Below are 15,190 nucleotides of genomic sequence, written 5' to 3'. Positions count from 1 at the left end.
ATAGGTTGCTTACTTAAAGCCCACAAGGTTTCCGCTCAGGTCCTCTGCGGCAGGACACAACACTTCGGTACGTCGCTGACACTAGGGCAAAAAAGCGCGGCCCGGGGAGCCGATCCCCGGGCCGCTGCTGGCATACGAATGGTCAGGTGGACGTCAGCACTCGATGACGTTGACGGCCAATCCTCCCTTGGAGGTTTCCTTGTACTTCTCCTGCATGTCGGCGCCGGTATCACGCATCGTGCGAATCGCCTTGTCCAGAGACACGAAATGTTCGCCATCCCCACGGCATGCCATCAAGGCGGCATTGATGGCCTTCACCGCCGCAATCGCATTGCGTTCGATACACGGCACCTGAACCAGCCCGCCTACGGGGTCACAGGTCAGCCCCAGGTTATGCTCAAGGCCAATTTCAGCGGCGTTCTCGACCTGAGGAACGTTGGCCCCCATCACCTCGGCCAGACCGGCAGCCGCCATCGCGCAGGCAGACCCCACCTCCCCCTGGCAGCCCACTTCGGCCCCGGAAATGGAGGCATTCTTCTTGCACAGGATGCCAACGGCACCCGCCGTCAGCAGAAAATTGACGACGTCCTTCTCCGATGCGCCAGGCTGAAACTTCATGTAGTAGTGCAACACGGCAGGGATGATGCCAGCAGCGCCATTGGTAGGCGCCGTCACCATGCGCCCGCCGGCGGCATTTTCCTCGTTGACGGCCAACGCATACACATTGACCCAGTCCATCGCGGAAAAGGTCGAGGCGATCAGACCCACATCGTCAGACATGGCTTCCAGGCGACGATACAGCGAGGCGGCGCGGCGCTTGACGTTCAGCCCGCCAGGCAGCACGCCCTCTGCCTGGATGCCCTGGTTCACGCAGGCCTGCATCGCCTGCCAGATGTCCCACAGGCCCGCGCGCACCTCGGCCTCGCTGCGCCAGGCCTTTTCGTTCTCCAGCATCAGCTCACTAATGCTCAGACCATGCAGACGGCACAACGCCATCAACTCAGCGCCGCTGTTGAAGTCATAGGGCAGCGCCGTGTTATCGGCGTCCAGCGCGCCATCTTGTGCCTGGGCCTCGTCCACCACAAAACCCCCGCCGACCGAATAGTAGGTCTCGCGCCGGATGTCACCTGCGTGCCCCTTGGCGACCAGGGTCATGGCGTTGGGGTGATAGGGAAGACTCTCCTCATGCCAGACAAGATCACGAGCCCACAAGAAGGGCACGGCGACCTGCCCTCCCAGCATCAGGGTCTGGCTCTCCAGTAGCTCCTCGATGCATGGCCCGATCACCGCGGGATCAATGCGGTCAGGGCGCTCCCCCATCAGCCCCATGACACAGGCACGATCCGTGGCATGCCCCTTGCCCGTGGCAGAAAGTGACCCATAAAGGTGAATCTCGACCGCTGCGACCCGCTCCAGAGCGTCATCGCGTCGTAGCGCCTCGACGAAATCATGGGCTGCCTTCATCGGGCCAACGGTATGCGAGCTCGATGGGCCGATGCCAATCTTGAAAAGGTCGAAAACGCTGATGGCCATGAGGTGCCTCTTGAAAGTAGATTCGCGTCTTGAAGGGATGCTGGTAGCCGACGATAGAACACTGCGCTGTCAGACGTTCCGATCAGTCTCGCTAAAGCGACAGGATGTCGTCGCATGCCATTATGGGTATGCTGGCTGCCAAAAAGCCCTGGGACAAGGCAGAATATCTTGTCTTCAATATAGCTCAGCTAAATCATAAGCCCACAAGAGCGCATCCATGAGCCGACTTCTCAATGCCCAGACCCATGCCTGGCTCAAGGGCTTTGCGGTCAGTGCAAGACACCTCTCGTTTACCCGCGCAGCAGAAGAGCTGCATGTCACCACCGGGGCGGTCAGCCAGCAGATCAAGCAACTGGAGGACAGGCTGGGATTCAAGCTGTTCCGGAGGTTGCCACGCCGGCTGGAGCTGACAGAGGAAGGCAAACGCCTGGCTGCCGTGGTCGATGACGCCTATCAGGCGGTCGGGCTCGAAGTCAGCCGGCTGCGCAGCGGTGTCATGAGCGGCGTGATCCGACTACGCTCGATCCCCTCGTTCCTGAACAAGTGGCTGATGCCGAGACTGCCGCGACTGCAGGCACGATTTCCGGATATCGAGCTGCACATCAGCTCGGAAGACAGCAACATTTCCCTGCGCGACGGGGATTTCGACCTGGCCCTGGACCTCAACGACGGCCACTATCCGGGGCTATCGATCACCCCCTTGATGGAGGAGCGCATCTTTCCGGTATGCTCACCCAGCCTGCTCAAGGGGCGTCCTGCCCTGCGTCGTCCAGAGGATCTGTCCTGGTATCCGTTGCTGCACGACATCACCGCCTGGCGCGGCAGCCAGGAGTACGGTGAATGGCGCCACTACCTGTCTGCCATCGGTGCGCCGTCGATCAATCTTGAAAGAGGCTATACCTTCAACCGAAATCACCTCACCATGGAGGCGGCTATCGCCGGCATGGGCGTCGCGATCGCCAGGGAAACCCTGATGACCAGCGAGCTCAAGAGTGGTGCCTTGATCGCTCCCTTCAAGTCACGGGTCGATACCGGCAAGCACTATGGCATTGTCCACGCACCGGGGGCGACCGATGATCGCCGGATCAAGGCCGTGCACGACTGGCTGGTGGAGGAAGCGCGGCGATAACGTGCAACGAGCGACAGCGCAAACGAGTCAAGAATACCTCGGGGAATTTCACACACACATGCAAAGCTGTAGGTATAATCCCCGCCTGATACACGCCTTACCTGGAGATTGAGAGGGATGCTAGATACCCCCCCATCCGCCGCGCCCACGATCAGTTTCCGCGCGACCTGCGCCAGAGCCCTGCTCTACCTCCTGGTCATCGGCGCCATGATGCAGGGCGTGCTGTGGGAAACCGGCCTGCCGGAAGAGATTCGTTTCAGCGAGACGGGCTTTACGGAAAGCATGCAGACGCTTTGGCTGACGATCAGCTGTCTACTGCTGGTGTATGCCCGGCAAGTGCTGGGCGGGCTACCGCGGGTGACGCTACTGATGTTTGGCCTGCTGGCCGCCGCCCTGATTCGTGAGCAGGATGCCTTTCTCGACGCCTATGTGTTCGACGGCGCCTGGCAGACCTTGGTCACGCTGCTGCTGCTGCCGATCCTGTATATCGTCCTGCGCGAGCGCCACGCCTTCGTGCGCGAATTCGAGGGCTACGTCGAGAGTTTTTCCTTTGGCCTGTTCGCCGCAGGCTTTCTCGGCACCTTTGCCTTCTCGCGGCTCTACGGTCGCAGCGAGATGTGGGAGTCGCTGCTGGCGGAGCGCTATATCCGGGTGTTCAAGGACGCCGCGGAGGAAGTGACCGAGCTCTTCGGCTATACCCTGCTGCTGTTCGCCATGATCGAGCTGGTGCTGTGGATTCGGCGTCGCCAGGCCAAGCAGGCCTGAGCCGCCGCGAGTCCCTACCCTGCAGTACAGCCGCTACAGCCCCAGACGTCATGACAACGCCCGCTCATCGCGGGCGTTGTCATGTTGGTGGTACCCACATGAAGAGCGAGGGCAGGCGCCGACATCCGCCTGACGCGACACCCCCAGCAGATTGGCGAAGGGACACACCACAAAAAACGCCCGCGGCATGTGCCGCGGGCGTCTTGTATGACGACTGTCTGACCAAGGGCGTCGTCAACGCCCTCGGCCGACAAGGCGTGCGCTGAGCTTACTCGTCGAGGAAGGAGCGCAGCGGCTCCGAACGAGTCGGGTGGCGCAGCTTGCGCAGTGCCTTGGCCTCGATCTGACGGATCCGCTCACGGGTGACATCAAACTGCTTGCCCACTTCCTCGAGGGTGTGGTCAGTGTTCATGTCGATCCCGAAGCGCATGCGCAGCACCTTGGCTTCGCGAGCCGTCAGGCCGCCCAGCACGTTGCGCGTGGCTTCCACGAGCCCTTCCCCGGTGGCCGAGTCGATCGGCAGCACCATGGTGGAGTCCTCGATGAAGTCGCCCAGATGCGAGTCGTCATCATCGCCGATGGGCGTCTCCATGGAGATCGGCTCCTTGGCGATCTTGAGCACCTTGCGGACCTTGTCCTCCGGCATCTCGAGACGTTCGCCCAGCTCTTCCGGGGTCGGCTCACGCCCCATTTCCTGCAGCATCTGACGCGATACGCGGTTGAGCTTGTTGATGGTCTCGATCATGTGCACCGGGATGCGGATGGTGCGTGCCTGGTCCGCAATCGAGCGCGTGATCGCCTGACGAATCCACCAGGTCGCATAGGTCGAGAACTTGTAACCGCGACGGTACTCGAACTTGTCCACCGCCTTCATCAGGCCGATGTTGCCTTCCTGAATCAGGTCCAGGAACTGCAGGCCACGGTTGGTGTACTTCTTGGCGATCGAGATGACCAGGCGCAGGTTGGCCTCGACCATTTCCTTCTTGGCACGGCGGGCCTTGGCTTCACCGATGGACAGGCGACGGTTGACTTCCTTCACCTCGCTCACCGGCAGCTGGATCATCTCTTCCTCGAAGGCGATCTTGCGCTGAGCGCGCTGCACGTCGGCCTTCAGCGGCTCGAGGCGGTCGGCATAGCGAGCGTTCTCGGCCATGAAGTCGTCCAGCCAGTCCAGGCGCGACTCATTGCTGGGAAATGCCTTGATGAAGGCCTTGCGCGGCACCTTGGCCTGCTTGACCAGGAGCTGCATCACGGTCTTTTCCTGAGCCCGCACCTGCTCGACGCTGATGCGAACCTGCCCCACCAGACGCTCAAAGTGCTTCGGCACCAGCTTGATCGGCGAGAACAGCTCGGCCAGACGCGCCAGCTCTTCCTTCGCCTCGGGTGACTGGCGCCCACCGCGTTCGATAGCGGCATTGGCAATGCCGCTCTGCTCGCGGATCTGCTCGAAACGGGCACGCGCCTCCTCGGGATCCGGACCGCCGCCAGAGTCGTCCTCTTCGCCCTCGTCCTCGTCGTCATCCTCGTCGGAGCTGCTTTCCTGCTCCTCCACTTCCGGGACTTCCGCCTCGGCAACGCCGGGGATTCCCTCATCAGGGTCGATGAAGCCGGAAAACAGGTCTGACAGGCGTCCAGGAGCCTCTTCGTCCTGAGTGGCGTCGTAGGCGTCAAGAATGGACTCGACCGCGCCCGGCACGTAGGCCAGCGCCGACATCACCTCGCGAGTCCCTTCTTCGATGCGCTTGGCGATCTCGATCTCGCCTTCGCGGGTCAGCAGCTCGACCGTCCCCATCTCGCGCATGTACATGCGCACCGGGTCGGTGGTCCGACCGACGTCGCTTTCCACCGCTGCCAGCGCCGCTACCGCCTCTTCGGCAGCGGACTCATCGGTTGAGTGATCCGACATCATCAGGGTATCTTCGTCGGGAGCTTCCTCGACGACGTTAATACCCATGTCATTGATCATGCCGATGATATCTTCCACCTGGTCGGGGTCGGCGATATCTTCGGGAAGGTGGTCGTTGACCTCGGCATAGGTCAGGAAGCCCTGCTCCTTGCCGCGCGCGATCAACTCCTTCAGACGTGACTGCTGCTGCGCATTTCCAGCCATAGAAACCCTATCTCGACGAAGAAGAATGAAGCACCTGAAGCGCTAAGGTGGAGAAAACTCGGTAAGCCGGACAGTATAGCGGTTTTGGGGCCACTTCTGCCAGTCTGGAGTGTTTGCGCGATGTCTCAGGTGTGTTAGCTTATCTGGTTGCGCCCAATATCAGCGCCTAGTCCCTTAGATGGTGATAGTAGTTGAGAATTCAACCCTGACACCTTCTATACCTCCTATTCGTCGCCAGCAAAGCGTGAAGGCTTACCTCAGAAGGTAGACCAGTGACGCTGCGGGATCGTTCGCTGCGACGTCTTCAATCACGTGCGGCCAGCAGACTCATCAGTCGCGAGCGCTCCTCACTCGAGAGACGCTCCCCTGATTGCTGCTTTGCCAGCAACGTATCAATCTCCTGCTGTCGCGACGGGGTCTTGCAGGCCCGCTGAAAATAGCTCACCAGACCGTCCAGCTCCGCCGCCCTTGCCGGCCCAGGGATCAACAGCTCCTTGCGCGCCAGTGCGGCCAGACGCTCGCCGTCCTCACTGCCATGAAAGTGCATCAACAGCACCTGAGCACTGGAATACCCCCCAGCACGCAACAGCTCGATCACGTCGCGACAGAGTCGCGCATCGTCGCCCTGACCGTCACACCACTCAAGCGATTCGGGGAGACGCTCCACCAGGCGCGGCTCGTGCACCAGCAGCTGCAGGGTACGGCCCATCAGGCCCAGGGCCGCGGAGGACTTTCTGCGCCGCTGCGGCAACTGGCCCTCTTCAACAGCGGGCTCCATGGCGTCGTCGAAGGGCATCAGCTCGGGCTCTTCGGCAACCACGGGCGCCAGAAGCGCTTCAAAACGCGACTGTTCGACCCCGGTACGTCGCGACAGCTCAGTCAGCATCAACGACTTGAGCACTCCCTGGGGCATCTTCTCGATGGCCGACAGCACTTGGCTGGCGTAGCGTTCGCGCGACTCCAGCTGCGCCAGGTCACGCCCCTGGGCGGCGTGCTCGAACAGAAACTCCGACAACGGACTGGCGCACACCACGCGGTCTTCGAACGCACTGGCACCCTCACGCCGCACCAGACTGTCCGGATCCTCGCCCTCAGGCAGGAACAGGAAGCGCGCCTGACGCCCGTCGATCATCTCAGGCAACACGGTTTCCAGCGCCCTGGCCGCCGCCTGACGTCCGGCCTTGTCACCGTCGAAGCAGAACACGACCTCACTGACCAGGCGAAACAGGCGCCGCAGATGATCTGCCGTGGTGGCCGTGCCCAGGGTGGCCACCGCATTATGGATGCCGTACTGCGCCAGCGCGACCACATCCATATAGCCTTCGACGATCAACAACCGTTCCAGTTTCGGGCTGGCCTGGCGGGCTTCGTACAAGCCATACAGCTCGCGCCCCTTGTGGAACACGGGGGTCTCGGGAGAGTTCAAGTACTTGGGCTTGGCATCCCCCATGACCCGACCGCCAAACCCCAAGGTCCGCCCGCGAATATCGCGGATCGGGAACACCACTCGATCGCGAAAACGGTCGTAGCTGCGACCACTATCTTCATGGTGAACCAGCAGGCCATACTCGATCTGCACCGACTCGTCGACGCCCTGCCCGCCGAGGTGCCGCTTCAGCGCCTCCCATTGGGCCGGCGCATAGCCAATGCCGAATAGCTCGCGGATCTCGTCTGACACCCCGCGCTGTTCCAGATACTCTCGGGCAACCTGGCCCTCCGGCATCTTGAGCCGCTCGCGAAAGTAGCTGGCAGACATTTCCAGCAGGTTGACGCCTTCCTTGCGCTTTTTTTCTCGCGCCTGGGCTCTGGGATCGTCGGCCCCCTCTCTGGGCACCTCCATCCCCAACCTGGAAGCAAGCTGCTCGACCGCTTCCGGGAAGCGTAGCTTGTCGTACTCCATCAAGAAGCGCAGCGCGTTGCCGTGGGCACCACAGCCAAAGCAGTGATAGAACTGCTTGTCCGCGCTGACCGTGAACGATGGGCTCTTTTCCTGATGAAACGGACACAGACCAGAGTGGTTGCGCCCGGCCTTTTTCAGCTTGACGCGCTCACCCACCACCTCGACCACGTCCACGCGCGCGAGGAGGTCATCAATGAAGCGCTGGGGAATCTGGCCGGCCATAGTCTCCTCGACAGGAGCGGTATCCTGAGAAGAACAAGAATCGTCCAGAGGTCTGGACGGGACACCCTCATAGGATGTCAGAAAAACAAGCGGCCACCTCAATGGCGGCCGCTTGGCGTCCTCCTGAATCGAGAGCGGCGAACCACGCTCGACTCAAGTACGGATCAATAGAGCCGTTCGAAACGCTTGCGCTCGCGCTGGAGCTTCTTGGCGTGACGCTTTACAGCGGCAGCGGCCTTGCGCTTGCGCTCGGCAGTCGGCTTCTCGTACTGCTCACGACGACGGACTTCAGACAGAACGCCGGCTTTTTCACAGGAACGCTTGAAGCGACGCAGAGCGACGTCAAACGGCTCGTTATCACGTACTTTGACAGAAGGCATTAAGCACTCACCTACCTTAGGTAACTTGAGTTCGGTTTGTACGCACACCTTCAAGGCCAATACCCCACGACACTTCGTTCGACCGCCTTAACTCATACAGGAAGGCAACGCTATCGCGAATGCCATAATCAGCAAGGAAACGAAACAGTGACGGGGGACAGCGAGCCCTGGATGCACGACCCAGTCTTGCAGCGGACAGTATTTTAGTGAGCGAAGCCGAGCCTTGCAAATTCTTTTTGGAAAGATAGCGCCTACCAGCCAACCAGCACGCACCACAATGCGGACGCCACTCTGCCCATGGGATCAGGCGAAAACAGCGAGTTGCAGGACACAGGTGCGCCCGTGAGACGGCATCACGCTGGCCGCCGCCACACTTTCCCTCGCGCGCCCACTGTCGCAGCCACTCTCAAAACGGCGTAGAATCACGCCCCTTCCCGCTTTTGCTTCCCGAGTCGACCCATGCGAGTACTAGGCATCGAAACCTCCTGCGACGAGACCGGCGTCGCGCTCTACGACACCGAGTGCGGTCTGGTGGCCGACGCCCTGCACAGCCAGGTTGCCATGCACGCCGACTATGGCGGCGTGGTGCCGGAGCTGGCTTCCCGCGACCATACTCGACGCCTGCTGCCATTGATCGACCAGGTTCTGGAGCAAGCCGCTATCGGGCGCGAACAGCTGGATGCTATCGCCTACACGGCAGGCCCGGGGCTGGTAGGCGCCCTGATGGTGGGTGCCAGCACCGCGCACGGCATGGCCCGAGCGCTCGATATCCCGGTTCTTGGTGTCCATCACATGGAAGGCCACCTGTTGGCCCCCATGCTCGAGGATGAGCCTCCGGCCTTCCCCTTTGTGGCGCTGCTGGTCTCCGGGGGCCACACGCAGTTGGTGGAGGTCGCCGGTATCGGCCAGTACCGCTTGCTGGGCGAGTCCGTGGATGATGCAGCGGGTGAAGCCTTCGACAAGGCAGCCAAGATGCTCGACCTCGACTATCCGGGCGGCCCCCGGGTCGCCGCATTGGCGGAAACCGGTGATCCGGGGCGCTTCCAGTTCCCGCGTCCCATGACCGACAGGCCGGGACTCGACTTCAGCTTTTCGGGATTGAAGACCCACACCCTCACCACCATCCGCCAGCTGGAAAGCGCGGGACAGCTGGATGCACAGGCCCGTGCGGATGTGGCGCGTGCGTTCGAGGAAGCCGTGGCGGACACCCTGGCCATCAAATGTCGCCGTGCGCTCAAGCAGACTGGACTGAAGCGTCTGGTGGTCGCTGGAGGCGTCAGCGCCAATGTCCGCCTGCGCGCTCGGCTTGAAGACGCCACCGCCAAGCAGGGAGCCAAGGTGTACTACCCCCGCGGCCGTTTCTGTACCGATAACGGCGCCATGATCGCCTATGCCGGTGCGCAGCGCTTGCTGGCGGGCGAGCGGGACGTGGTAGGTCAGATGCAGGCCGTGCCGCGCTGGCCGATGGACCAGCTGAGCGCCCCTGCCTGATCGGGCCGGGCTTGGCCAGTCCAAGCCAGGTCAGGTCAGGCTAGAACAGGTCAGGCCGGATCATGCCCAGGCCAGCGCGCTAGCTGCCTCGGCGCCCTAACATGTCAAAGCCGCGTCAAAGCCGAATCATAGCCGAATCACAGCCGTGGCTCCTTGCCACGGCGCAATCGATCTATATTGAGCGCATGCCGGGCCAGCACCAGCGCGGCAAACACCAGCACCACCCAGGCAAACTCGGGGGACAGCCACAGGCTCAGCAACGGTGCCAGGGTGGCACTGGTCAGTGAGGCGACCGCCGCGGTATGCACCCGCCAGGCCAGCAGCCCCCAAATCACGGCACATGACAGCGCGACACCGGGGGTCAGCAGCAGCATCACGCCAAAGGCACTGGCAACAGCCTTGCCGCCGCGAAAGCGATACCAGGCGGGATAGCAGTGCCCCAGCAGCACCCCCAGGCCCACCAGTCCGAGCCCCCAAGGCGTCAGCCCCTGGTGCATGCCCAACAGCAGCACGGGCCAGCCCTTGAGCGCATCGATGGTCAGGGTTGCCAGCGCCAGCACGGGCCCATGCAGCCGCAGCACATTGGAAAACCCCGGATTACATGACCCGCTCAAGCGCGGGTCAGCAAGCCCCGCCACCCGGCATACGGTGATCGCCCCCAACCAGGTTCCACTGAGATAGCCCAGCGCCGTCAGCGGCAGTAATACTTCTATGGTCGGACCCACAACGACTCCTGCGCCATGAGGACGCCTCGGTGCGCACATGGTAGCCCCATGCGCGCGATCATGCTGGCAGCGCCGCTGCACCAGCGACGCCGGGAACCGCGACAGTGTCCTGGTGGTGCCAGACGATTGGCGTCCGGCCAAACCTCCAGGGAAGTACCACGCAGGCCGCCCCCTTTGAAGGACCAGTTTGCCAGCCCGGGCTCGCTGTCGCCATCTGCGGCCTGTTTCGCGACCGCCTGGTCAAGTACAATTGGACGCCTTGTTCATTCTGCGTTCCCGGCCACGACCGGGACACCACGACCGGGAAACATCATCGATGGATCAGGTGCTGATCGAAGGCCTTGAGCTGGACACCGTCATTGGCGTCTACGACTGGGAGCGCTCCATTACCCAGCGTCTGATAGTGGATCTCACGCTGGCGACGGATATCCGGGCAGCGGCCGCGGATGACGACCTGAGCAAGACGCTCGACTACGACGCCATCAGTCGTCGCATTGGCGTCTTCGCCTCGGAGCATGACTTCCAGCTGGTAGAAACCTTTGCCGAGCGCCTGGCGTCGCTGCTGATGCAGGAATACGGGATCAGCTGGCTGAGAATGACCTTGCGCAAGCCCGGCGCTGTGGCCAATGCCGCCTCGGTAGGCGTGCGCATCGAGCGTGGTACACCAGCGGGAGGACATTGATGCGACTGGTCACCCTGAGCCTGGGCAGCAATATCGAACGGGAGCACCACATCACGGTGTGCCTGGATGCCTTGGCCGACACCTTTGGCCAGTTGGCCGTTTCCCGCGTATTCGAGAGCACACCGGTGGGCTTCGAGGACGGCCGCAATTTCTTCAACCTGGTGGTCGCCCTTCACTGCGACTGGAGCGTCGGCGAGCTGCAAGCTTGGTGCAAGCGATTGGAGAGCGCCAACGGCCGCAGCAAGGACAGTCCAAAGTTCAGCCCCCGCACCCTTGATGTCGATATTCTTACCGTCGACTCGCTGACCGGGGAGGTCGACGGCGTGAGCCTGCCACGCGGCGAGATCCTGCACCACGCCTTCGTCCTGTGGCCGATGGCAGAGCTGCTTCCCGACCATCGCCATCCCGTCGTGGGGCGCCGGTATCAGGAGCTCTGGCAAGCGTTCGGCGACGGCAGCCAACAGCTGTGGCCCGTCGAGTTTCACTGGCGCGGAGAAGCGCTACCGCTGCCCTCCCGTTGAAGGATCAGCGCCCGCCCTGGTGAAAGCACGCCAGGCGACGTCGCCTCAGCTCCTGCCCCAGCTCCGCCCCTTTGAAGCCCTGATCAAGCAGCTCTCGCGGGGCAAGCGAGCGCGCCTGATCGACCCCACGCGCCAACCAGGCTGCCTGCTCGGGCATCTCCATGGCCAGCAACGACAGCAGGGGCGCGACTCGCTCGCTGCGCCGCCAGGCATCGATGCCGTCACACCAGGTCATGGCTATCCTGCTGGCCTCTTCTGAGCCTGCACCGTCGGCCAGCTGCGCCTTGAGCTCACGGGTCAGCGCCAGCTGGTGTCCCAGATCACGATACGGATTGGGCACCTTCAAGGCCTGTTCAAGCTGGCGACGCTGCTCGGCCGGCAGGGCCTCCACCAAACGACCCCAACGCCATACGGGCTGGCCCGCAAGGGCCGGGGGCAATGCGCTCATTCTCTCGCAGGCGCGCTTGAACTCGGCCGCTCCTGGCTGCACCAAGCCAGGCATCAGCCGTGACAGTGCACCGCATGAGTCCAGCGCTTCGAAGTAGCGCCGGGGCTCTGGCTCGCCCAGCGCCTTCTCGGTTTCCACCCAGACTCGCTCAGCCACCAGGTGATCCAGCTCGCCGCTGTCGGCCAGCTGTTTCATCAGCGCTTGCGTACTCTCGGCAATGGCAAACCCGAGGCCGGCGTAGCGAGCGAGAAAGCGCGCTGTGCGCAACACCCTCAGCGGATCTTCGACGAAGGCCTGACTGACATGACGCAAGCGCCGCTGCTGCAGGTCGCGACGCCCGTTGAAAGGGTCCACCAGGTGCCCATCGAGCGACTCGGCCATGGCATTGATCGTCAGGTCGCGCCGCCCAAGGTCCTCCTCCAGGGTGACATCAGGACTTGCATGCACCTCAAAGCCGGTATATCCGTGCCCGGACTTTCGCTCGGTACGGGCAAGGGCATACTCCTCATGGGTACGGGGATGCAGGAACACCGGAAAATCCCGGCCTACCGGCGTGAAACCACGCTCCCGCATCGACGCTGGGGTCTCGCCAACGACCACCCAGTCCGTGTCCTTGACTGGCCATCCCAGCAGCGCGTCACGCACCGCACCCCCCACCCGGTAACGTTCAAGACCGGCACATGGGTCTGTGCTGCCGTGGTGCTTTCCCGGCATCTCAGGGGCCATGTTCAGCCCTTGCTGACGCGTTCAGGCAGAACGTGCTGCCACTGGGTGAAACCGCCGTCGAGGCTATAGACCTGGGTAAACCCCTGAGCGGCCAGCCAACTCGCCGCCTGCTGGCTGGAATGGCCGTGATAGCACACCACCACCAGCGGAGTATCCTTGGCGGTTTTCGCGACAAGCGGGCCCACGCTGTCATTGTCCAGGTGGCGGCTACCGGGGATATGCCCTTGGGCAAAGCTGCCCGGATCGCGAATATCGACAAGGCAAAGCTCACTGCCCTGATCCAGCCATTGTTGAAGGCGTTCGATATCGAGGTGCTCGAAGGTCGCCGGTGTCATGCAAAACTCCAGAAGGCAAAAGCAAGAGGCCCATGGGCAACGCCGCACATGAGCGTGGCGGATGCCGCACAACGGGCTTGGTATCGGTTATCGCGTGATCTGCTGGCGGCTCGGAACGCTGATTCGCTCTCCGCTTGCCATATCCAGCGCGGTCAGGCTGCCGCCCCAGACGCAGCCGGTATCCAGGGCCTCTGCCCTCACCCTGCGATCTGGCGCAGTGCCATTGAGCGCCGCCCAATGGCCGAACAGCAGCCACGGATCGTCGTCACGGGGATACTGAAACCAGGGGGAAAATCCCTCAGGGGCACTATCCAGGCCTTCCTTGGCGTCAAAATCGAGACGCCCCTCGGCGTCGATGAAACGCATCCTGGTGAGGGTGTTCACGATGGCCCGGTAGCGATCTACGCCCTCCTGATGGGGCTTGAAGCGTCGCGGCCGGTTGCCATACATCCGCGACAGGAAGTCGCCGGACTGCTCTCCCGTCAGCACCCAGGACACCTCTCCGGCGAGCCCCTCGGCCTGCTCCACCGACCACTGAGGCGGTAGCCCGGCATGGGTCATCACGGCCTCTCCGTCACGCAGCAGCAGCGGCCTGGCCTGGAGCCAGTCGAGCAGCGTATCGCGATCGGGCACTGCCAGAATGTCGTCAAGGGTGTCCTTGCGCTTGAGCGAAGCCCCACCTCGTGCCACCGCCAGCAGATGCAGGTCATGGTTGCCCAGCACCACCTTGGCAGCAGAACCGAGGGCCATGACGTCCCGCAGGCAATCCAGGGATCCGGGCCCGCGATTGACCAGGTCCCCCGCAAGCCACAGTTCATCACGACGCGGATCGAAGCTGAGCGCCTCCAGCAGCTCGACAAACTCCTGATGGCAGCCCTGCAGGTCTCCAATGGCGTATCGGCTCATGCGTCTCCCGCTGTCGTCAGACATTCAATGAATCTGGTTGGGCGTGGCCAGGCGGAACACCGAGATCGGCACCTCGAACGGTCGCTGGCTGGCCGTATCGACGCAGGTGTAGGCGCCTTCCATAAAGCCTACCGGCCCATCGAGTATCGCCCTGCTGGTGTACTGAAATGTCTGGCCAGGACCAATCATCGGCTGCTTGCCGACCACGCCCTTGCCACGCACTTCCTGCACCTGCCCGCTCGTCTGGGTGATCTTCCAGAACCGGGCCATGAGCTGGATATTACCGCTTGAGTGATTGTGAACCGTGACCGTATAGCTGAACACAAAGCGATCTTCCAGCGGCGCAGACTCGTCCTCACGAAAGGCCGGTGTCACGTCAACGCGCACGTCGGGGTGCTCGTTCATGCGGGTGTCTCCTCCCCAGTGTCCTGATCCCCCTGTGTGTCATGATCCGCTGAAGCATTACCTTGCTGCTGGTACACCGCATTGGCGATCGCGACAAACTCTGCCACCTCCAGGGTCTGCGGACGGCGACCAGGATCAATCCCAAGTTCGGCCAGGGCATCGCCATCAATGCGCCCCTTGAGGTTGTTGCGCAGGGTCTTGCGGCGCTGGCCAAAGGCCTCTCGCACGATATCGAACAGCAGCGTCTCATCCTGGGCCGGCGCGACCTTCTGCTGACGCGGGGTCATGCGCACAATGGCAGAGTCTACCTTGGGCCGCGGAACAAACGCCTCAGGGGGAACCACAAACAGTGACTCGACCTCGCAGAAATACTGCGCCAGCACCGACAGTCGGCCACGATCTCCGCCACCGGCGGGAGCGGCCAGACGATCCACCACTTCCTTCTGCAGCATGAAGTGCATGTCCTGGACCGCAGAGCCAGCGCGCAGCAGGTGTGAAATCAGCGGAGTCGATATGTTGTAGGGCAGGTTACCGACAACACGCAGCGGCTGTCCGTCGCCACGCAGCGCCTGGAAATCCATCTTGAGGGCATCGCCCTCATGGATCACGAACGCCGGGTGATTGAAGAACTGCACACGCAGGCCCGGGATCAGGTCGCGGTCCAGCTCGATAACCTCCAGGTGCCCTTCGGTCGCCTCCAGCAATGGCTCGGTCAGCGCTCCCTGACCGGGGCCGATCTCGACCACGCGCTCACCAGGGCGCGCGCCGATGGAGCGAACGATGCGGGAAATGACGCCATGGTCACGCAAGAAGTTTTGACCGAAGCGCTTGCGAGCCCGGTGCGCCGTAGGGCGGGATAACATGCTTGAATCCTTTATGAAACCAAGGGGAGCGCCAAATCAATATAGCGAG

Annotated in this window: 15 protein-coding genes; 5 read left to right on the top strand and 10 right to left on the bottom strand. The window is 62.5% G+C overall.

Annotated features, from left to right (window positions below):
- Window positions 1-153 precede the first annotated feature (153 nt).
- On the bottom strand, window positions 154-1,533 hold the full coding sequence (locus KUW18_RS08295) for an L-serine ammonia-lyase (RefSeq protein ID WP_222162730.1): 1,380 nt from the start codon (window positions 1,531-1,533) through the stop codon (window positions 154-156).
- 217 nt (window positions 1,534-1,750) lie between these two features.
- On the opposite strand from KUW18_RS08295, the gene KUW18_RS08290 reads away from it, so the two are divergent.
- Together KUW18_RS08290 and KUW18_RS08285 are read left to right on the top strand one after the other, a co-directional pair.
- Window positions 1,751-2,662: a LysR substrate-binding domain-containing protein gene (locus KUW18_RS08290; RefSeq protein ID WP_206941321.1), complete on the top strand. Its 912-nt coding sequence runs from the start codon at window positions 1,751-1,753 to the stop codon at window positions 2,660-2,662.
- Between the two features lie 117 nt (window positions 2,663-2,779).
- Window positions 2,780-3,427 carry a hypothetical protein gene (locus KUW18_RS08285; RefSeq protein ID WP_206941322.1) on the top strand — a complete coding sequence of 216 codons (648 nt, stop codon included), beginning with the start codon at window positions 2,780-2,782 and terminating at the stop codon, window positions 3,425-3,427.
- 268 nt (window positions 3,428-3,695) lie between these two features.
- Here the strand turns inward: KUW18_RS08285 and rpoD are convergent, their stop codons facing one another.
- The 3 genes from rpoD to rpsU all read right to left on the bottom strand — a co-directional run bounded on the left by rpoD (window position 3,696) and on the right by rpsU (window position 8,039).
- Window positions 3,696-5,537 (bottom strand): RNA polymerase sigma factor RpoD, encoded by a 1,842-nt coding sequence (gene rpoD / locus KUW18_RS08280; protein WP_222561155.1) that lies wholly within the window; start codon window positions 5,535-5,537, stop codon window positions 3,696-3,698.
- Between the two features lie 304 nt (window positions 5,538-5,841).
- Window positions 5,842-7,659, bottom strand: coding sequence for a DNA primase (gene dnaG, locus KUW18_RS08275; RefSeq protein ID WP_206941324.1), 1,818 nt, complete (start codon window positions 7,657-7,659; stop codon window positions 5,842-5,844).
- Between the two features lie 164 nt (window positions 7,660-7,823).
- Window positions 7,824-8,039 carry a 30S ribosomal protein S21 gene (rpsU, locus tag KUW18_RS08270; protein ID WP_013333229.1) on the bottom strand — a complete coding sequence of 72 codons (216 nt, stop codon included), beginning with the start codon at window positions 8,037-8,039 and terminating at the stop codon, window positions 7,824-7,826.
- A 459-nt stretch (window positions 8,040-8,498) separates the two neighbouring features.
- On the opposite strand from rpsU, the gene tsaD reads away from it, so the two are divergent.
- Window positions 8,499-9,530, top strand: coding sequence for a tRNA (adenosine(37)-N6)-threonylcarbamoyltransferase complex transferase subunit TsaD (tsaD, locus tag KUW18_RS08265; protein WP_206941325.1), 1,032 nt, complete (start codon window positions 8,499-8,501; stop codon window positions 9,528-9,530).
- A 137-nt stretch (window positions 9,531-9,667) separates the two neighbouring features.
- On the opposite strand, the gene plsY is transcribed toward tsaD, so the two are convergent.
- Complete coding sequence (gene plsY, locus KUW18_RS08260; protein ID WP_315900653.1) at window positions 9,668-10,255, bottom strand: glycerol-3-phosphate 1-O-acyltransferase PlsY; 588 nt, start codon at window positions 10,253-10,255, stop codon at window positions 9,668-9,670.
- Between the two features lie 316 nt (window positions 10,256-10,571).
- Between plsY and folB the strand changes: the two genes are divergently transcribed.
- Entirely contained in the window at window positions 10,572-10,937 is a 366-nt protein-coding gene (gene folB / locus KUW18_RS08255; protein ID WP_206941327.1) for a dihydroneopterin aldolase, read from the top strand.
- Entirely contained in the window at window positions 10,937-11,458 is a 522-nt protein-coding gene (gene folK / locus KUW18_RS08250) for a 2-amino-4-hydroxy-6-hydroxymethyldihydropteridine diphosphokinase (protein WP_222162727.1), read from the top strand. The genes folB and folK overlap by 1 nt, the downstream gene beginning before the upstream one ends.
- 4 nt (window positions 11,459-11,462) lie before the next feature.
- Here the strand turns inward: folK and KUW18_RS08245 are convergent, their stop codons facing one another.
- The 5 genes from KUW18_RS08245 to rsmA all read right to left on the bottom strand — a co-directional run bounded on the left by KUW18_RS08245 (window position 11,463) and on the right by rsmA (window position 15,141).
- Window positions 11,463-12,632 (bottom strand): polynucleotide adenylyltransferase, encoded by a 1,170-nt coding sequence (locus KUW18_RS08245; protein ID WP_261396467.1) that lies wholly within the window; start codon window positions 12,630-12,632, stop codon window positions 11,463-11,465.
- 2 nt (window positions 12,633-12,634) lie between these two features.
- Window positions 12,635-12,967, bottom strand: a complete 333-nt coding sequence (gene glpE / locus KUW18_RS08240) for a thiosulfate sulfurtransferase GlpE (RefSeq protein WP_222561153.1) — start codon at window positions 12,965-12,967, stop codon at window positions 12,635-12,637.
- 87 nt (window positions 12,968-13,054) lie between these two features.
- Window positions 13,055-13,873, bottom strand: a complete 819-nt coding sequence (locus KUW18_RS08235; RefSeq protein ID WP_222162725.1) for a symmetrical bis(5'-nucleosyl)-tetraphosphatase — start codon at window positions 13,871-13,873, stop codon at window positions 13,055-13,057.
- 24 nt (window positions 13,874-13,897) lie between these two features.
- Window positions 13,898-14,278 carry a Co2+/Mg2+ efflux protein ApaG gene (gene apaG / locus KUW18_RS08230; RefSeq protein WP_206941334.1) on the bottom strand — a complete coding sequence of 127 codons (381 nt, stop codon included), beginning with the start codon at window positions 14,276-14,278 and terminating at the stop codon, window positions 13,898-13,900.
- Window positions 14,275-15,141, bottom strand: a complete 867-nt coding sequence (rsmA, locus tag KUW18_RS08225) for a 16S rRNA (adenine(1518)-N(6)/adenine(1519)-N(6))-dimethyltransferase RsmA (RefSeq protein ID WP_222561152.1) — start codon at window positions 15,139-15,141, stop codon at window positions 14,275-14,277. Before rsmA ends, apaG begins: the two co-directional genes overlap by 4 nt.
- Between the last annotated feature and the right edge of the window lie 49 nt (window positions 15,142-15,190).

The sequence above is a fragment of the Halomonas sp. DP5Y7-2 genome (assembly GCF_019802025.1).
In the GTDB taxonomy this organism is placed as follows: domain Bacteria; phylum Pseudomonadota; class Gammaproteobacteria; order Pseudomonadales; family Halomonadaceae; genus Halomonas; species Halomonas litopenaei_A.
Note: the sequence above shows the minus strand (reverse complement) of the source record. Positions and strands in the feature narration are given on the sequence as shown.

Excerpts from the sequence above, each read along its gene's own strand:
- KUW18_RS08235 (WP_222162725.1), bottom strand. The coding sequence starts at position 13,873 with ATGAGCCGATACGCCATTGGAGACCTGCAGGGCTGCCATCAGGAGTTT.
- rsmA (WP_222561152.1), bottom strand. The coding sequence starts at position 15,141 with ATGTTATCCCGCCCTACGGCGCACCGGGCTCGCAAGCGCTTCGGTCAA.
- dnaG (WP_206941324.1), bottom strand. The coding sequence starts at position 7,659 with ATGGCCGGCCAGATTCCCCAGCGCTTCATTGATGACCTCCTCGCGCGC.
- folB (WP_206941327.1), top strand. The coding sequence starts at position 10,572 with ATGGATCAGGTGCTGATCGAAGGCCTTGAGCTGGACACCGTCATTGGC.
- tsaD (WP_206941325.1), top strand. The coding sequence starts at position 8,499 with ATGCGAGTACTAGGCATCGAAACCTCCTGCGACGAGACCGGCGTCGCG.
- apaG (WP_206941334.1), bottom strand. The coding sequence starts at position 14,278 with ATGAACGAGCACCCCGACGTGCGCGTTGACGTGACACCGGCCTTTCGT.
- KUW18_RS08245 (WP_261396467.1), bottom strand. The coding sequence starts at position 12,632 with ATGGCCCCTGAGATGCCGGGAAAGCACCACGGCAGCACAGACCCATGT.
- KUW18_RS08290 (WP_206941321.1), top strand. The coding sequence starts at position 1,751 with ATGAGCCGACTTCTCAATGCCCAGACCCATGCCTGGCTCAAGGGCTTT.
- KUW18_RS08285 (WP_206941322.1), top strand. The coding sequence starts at position 2,780 with ATGCTAGATACCCCCCCATCCGCCGCGCCCACGATCAGTTTCCGCGCG.
- rpsU (WP_013333229.1), bottom strand. The coding sequence starts at position 8,039 with ATGCCTTCTGTCAAAGTACGTGATAACGAGCCGTTTGACGTCGCTCTG.
- glpE (WP_222561153.1), bottom strand. The coding sequence starts at position 12,967 with ATGACACCGGCGACCTTCGAGCACCTCGATATCGAACGCCTTCAACAA.
- KUW18_RS08295 (WP_222162730.1), bottom strand. The coding sequence starts at position 1,533 with ATGGCCATCAGCGTTTTCGACCTTTTCAAGATTGGCATCGGCCCATCG.
- rpoD (WP_222561155.1), bottom strand. The coding sequence starts at position 5,537 with ATGGCTGGAAATGCGCAGCAGCAGTCACGTCTGAAGGAGTTGATCGCG.
- folK (WP_222162727.1), top strand. The coding sequence starts at position 10,937 with ATGCGACTGGTCACCCTGAGCCTGGGCAGCAATATCGAACGGGAGCAC.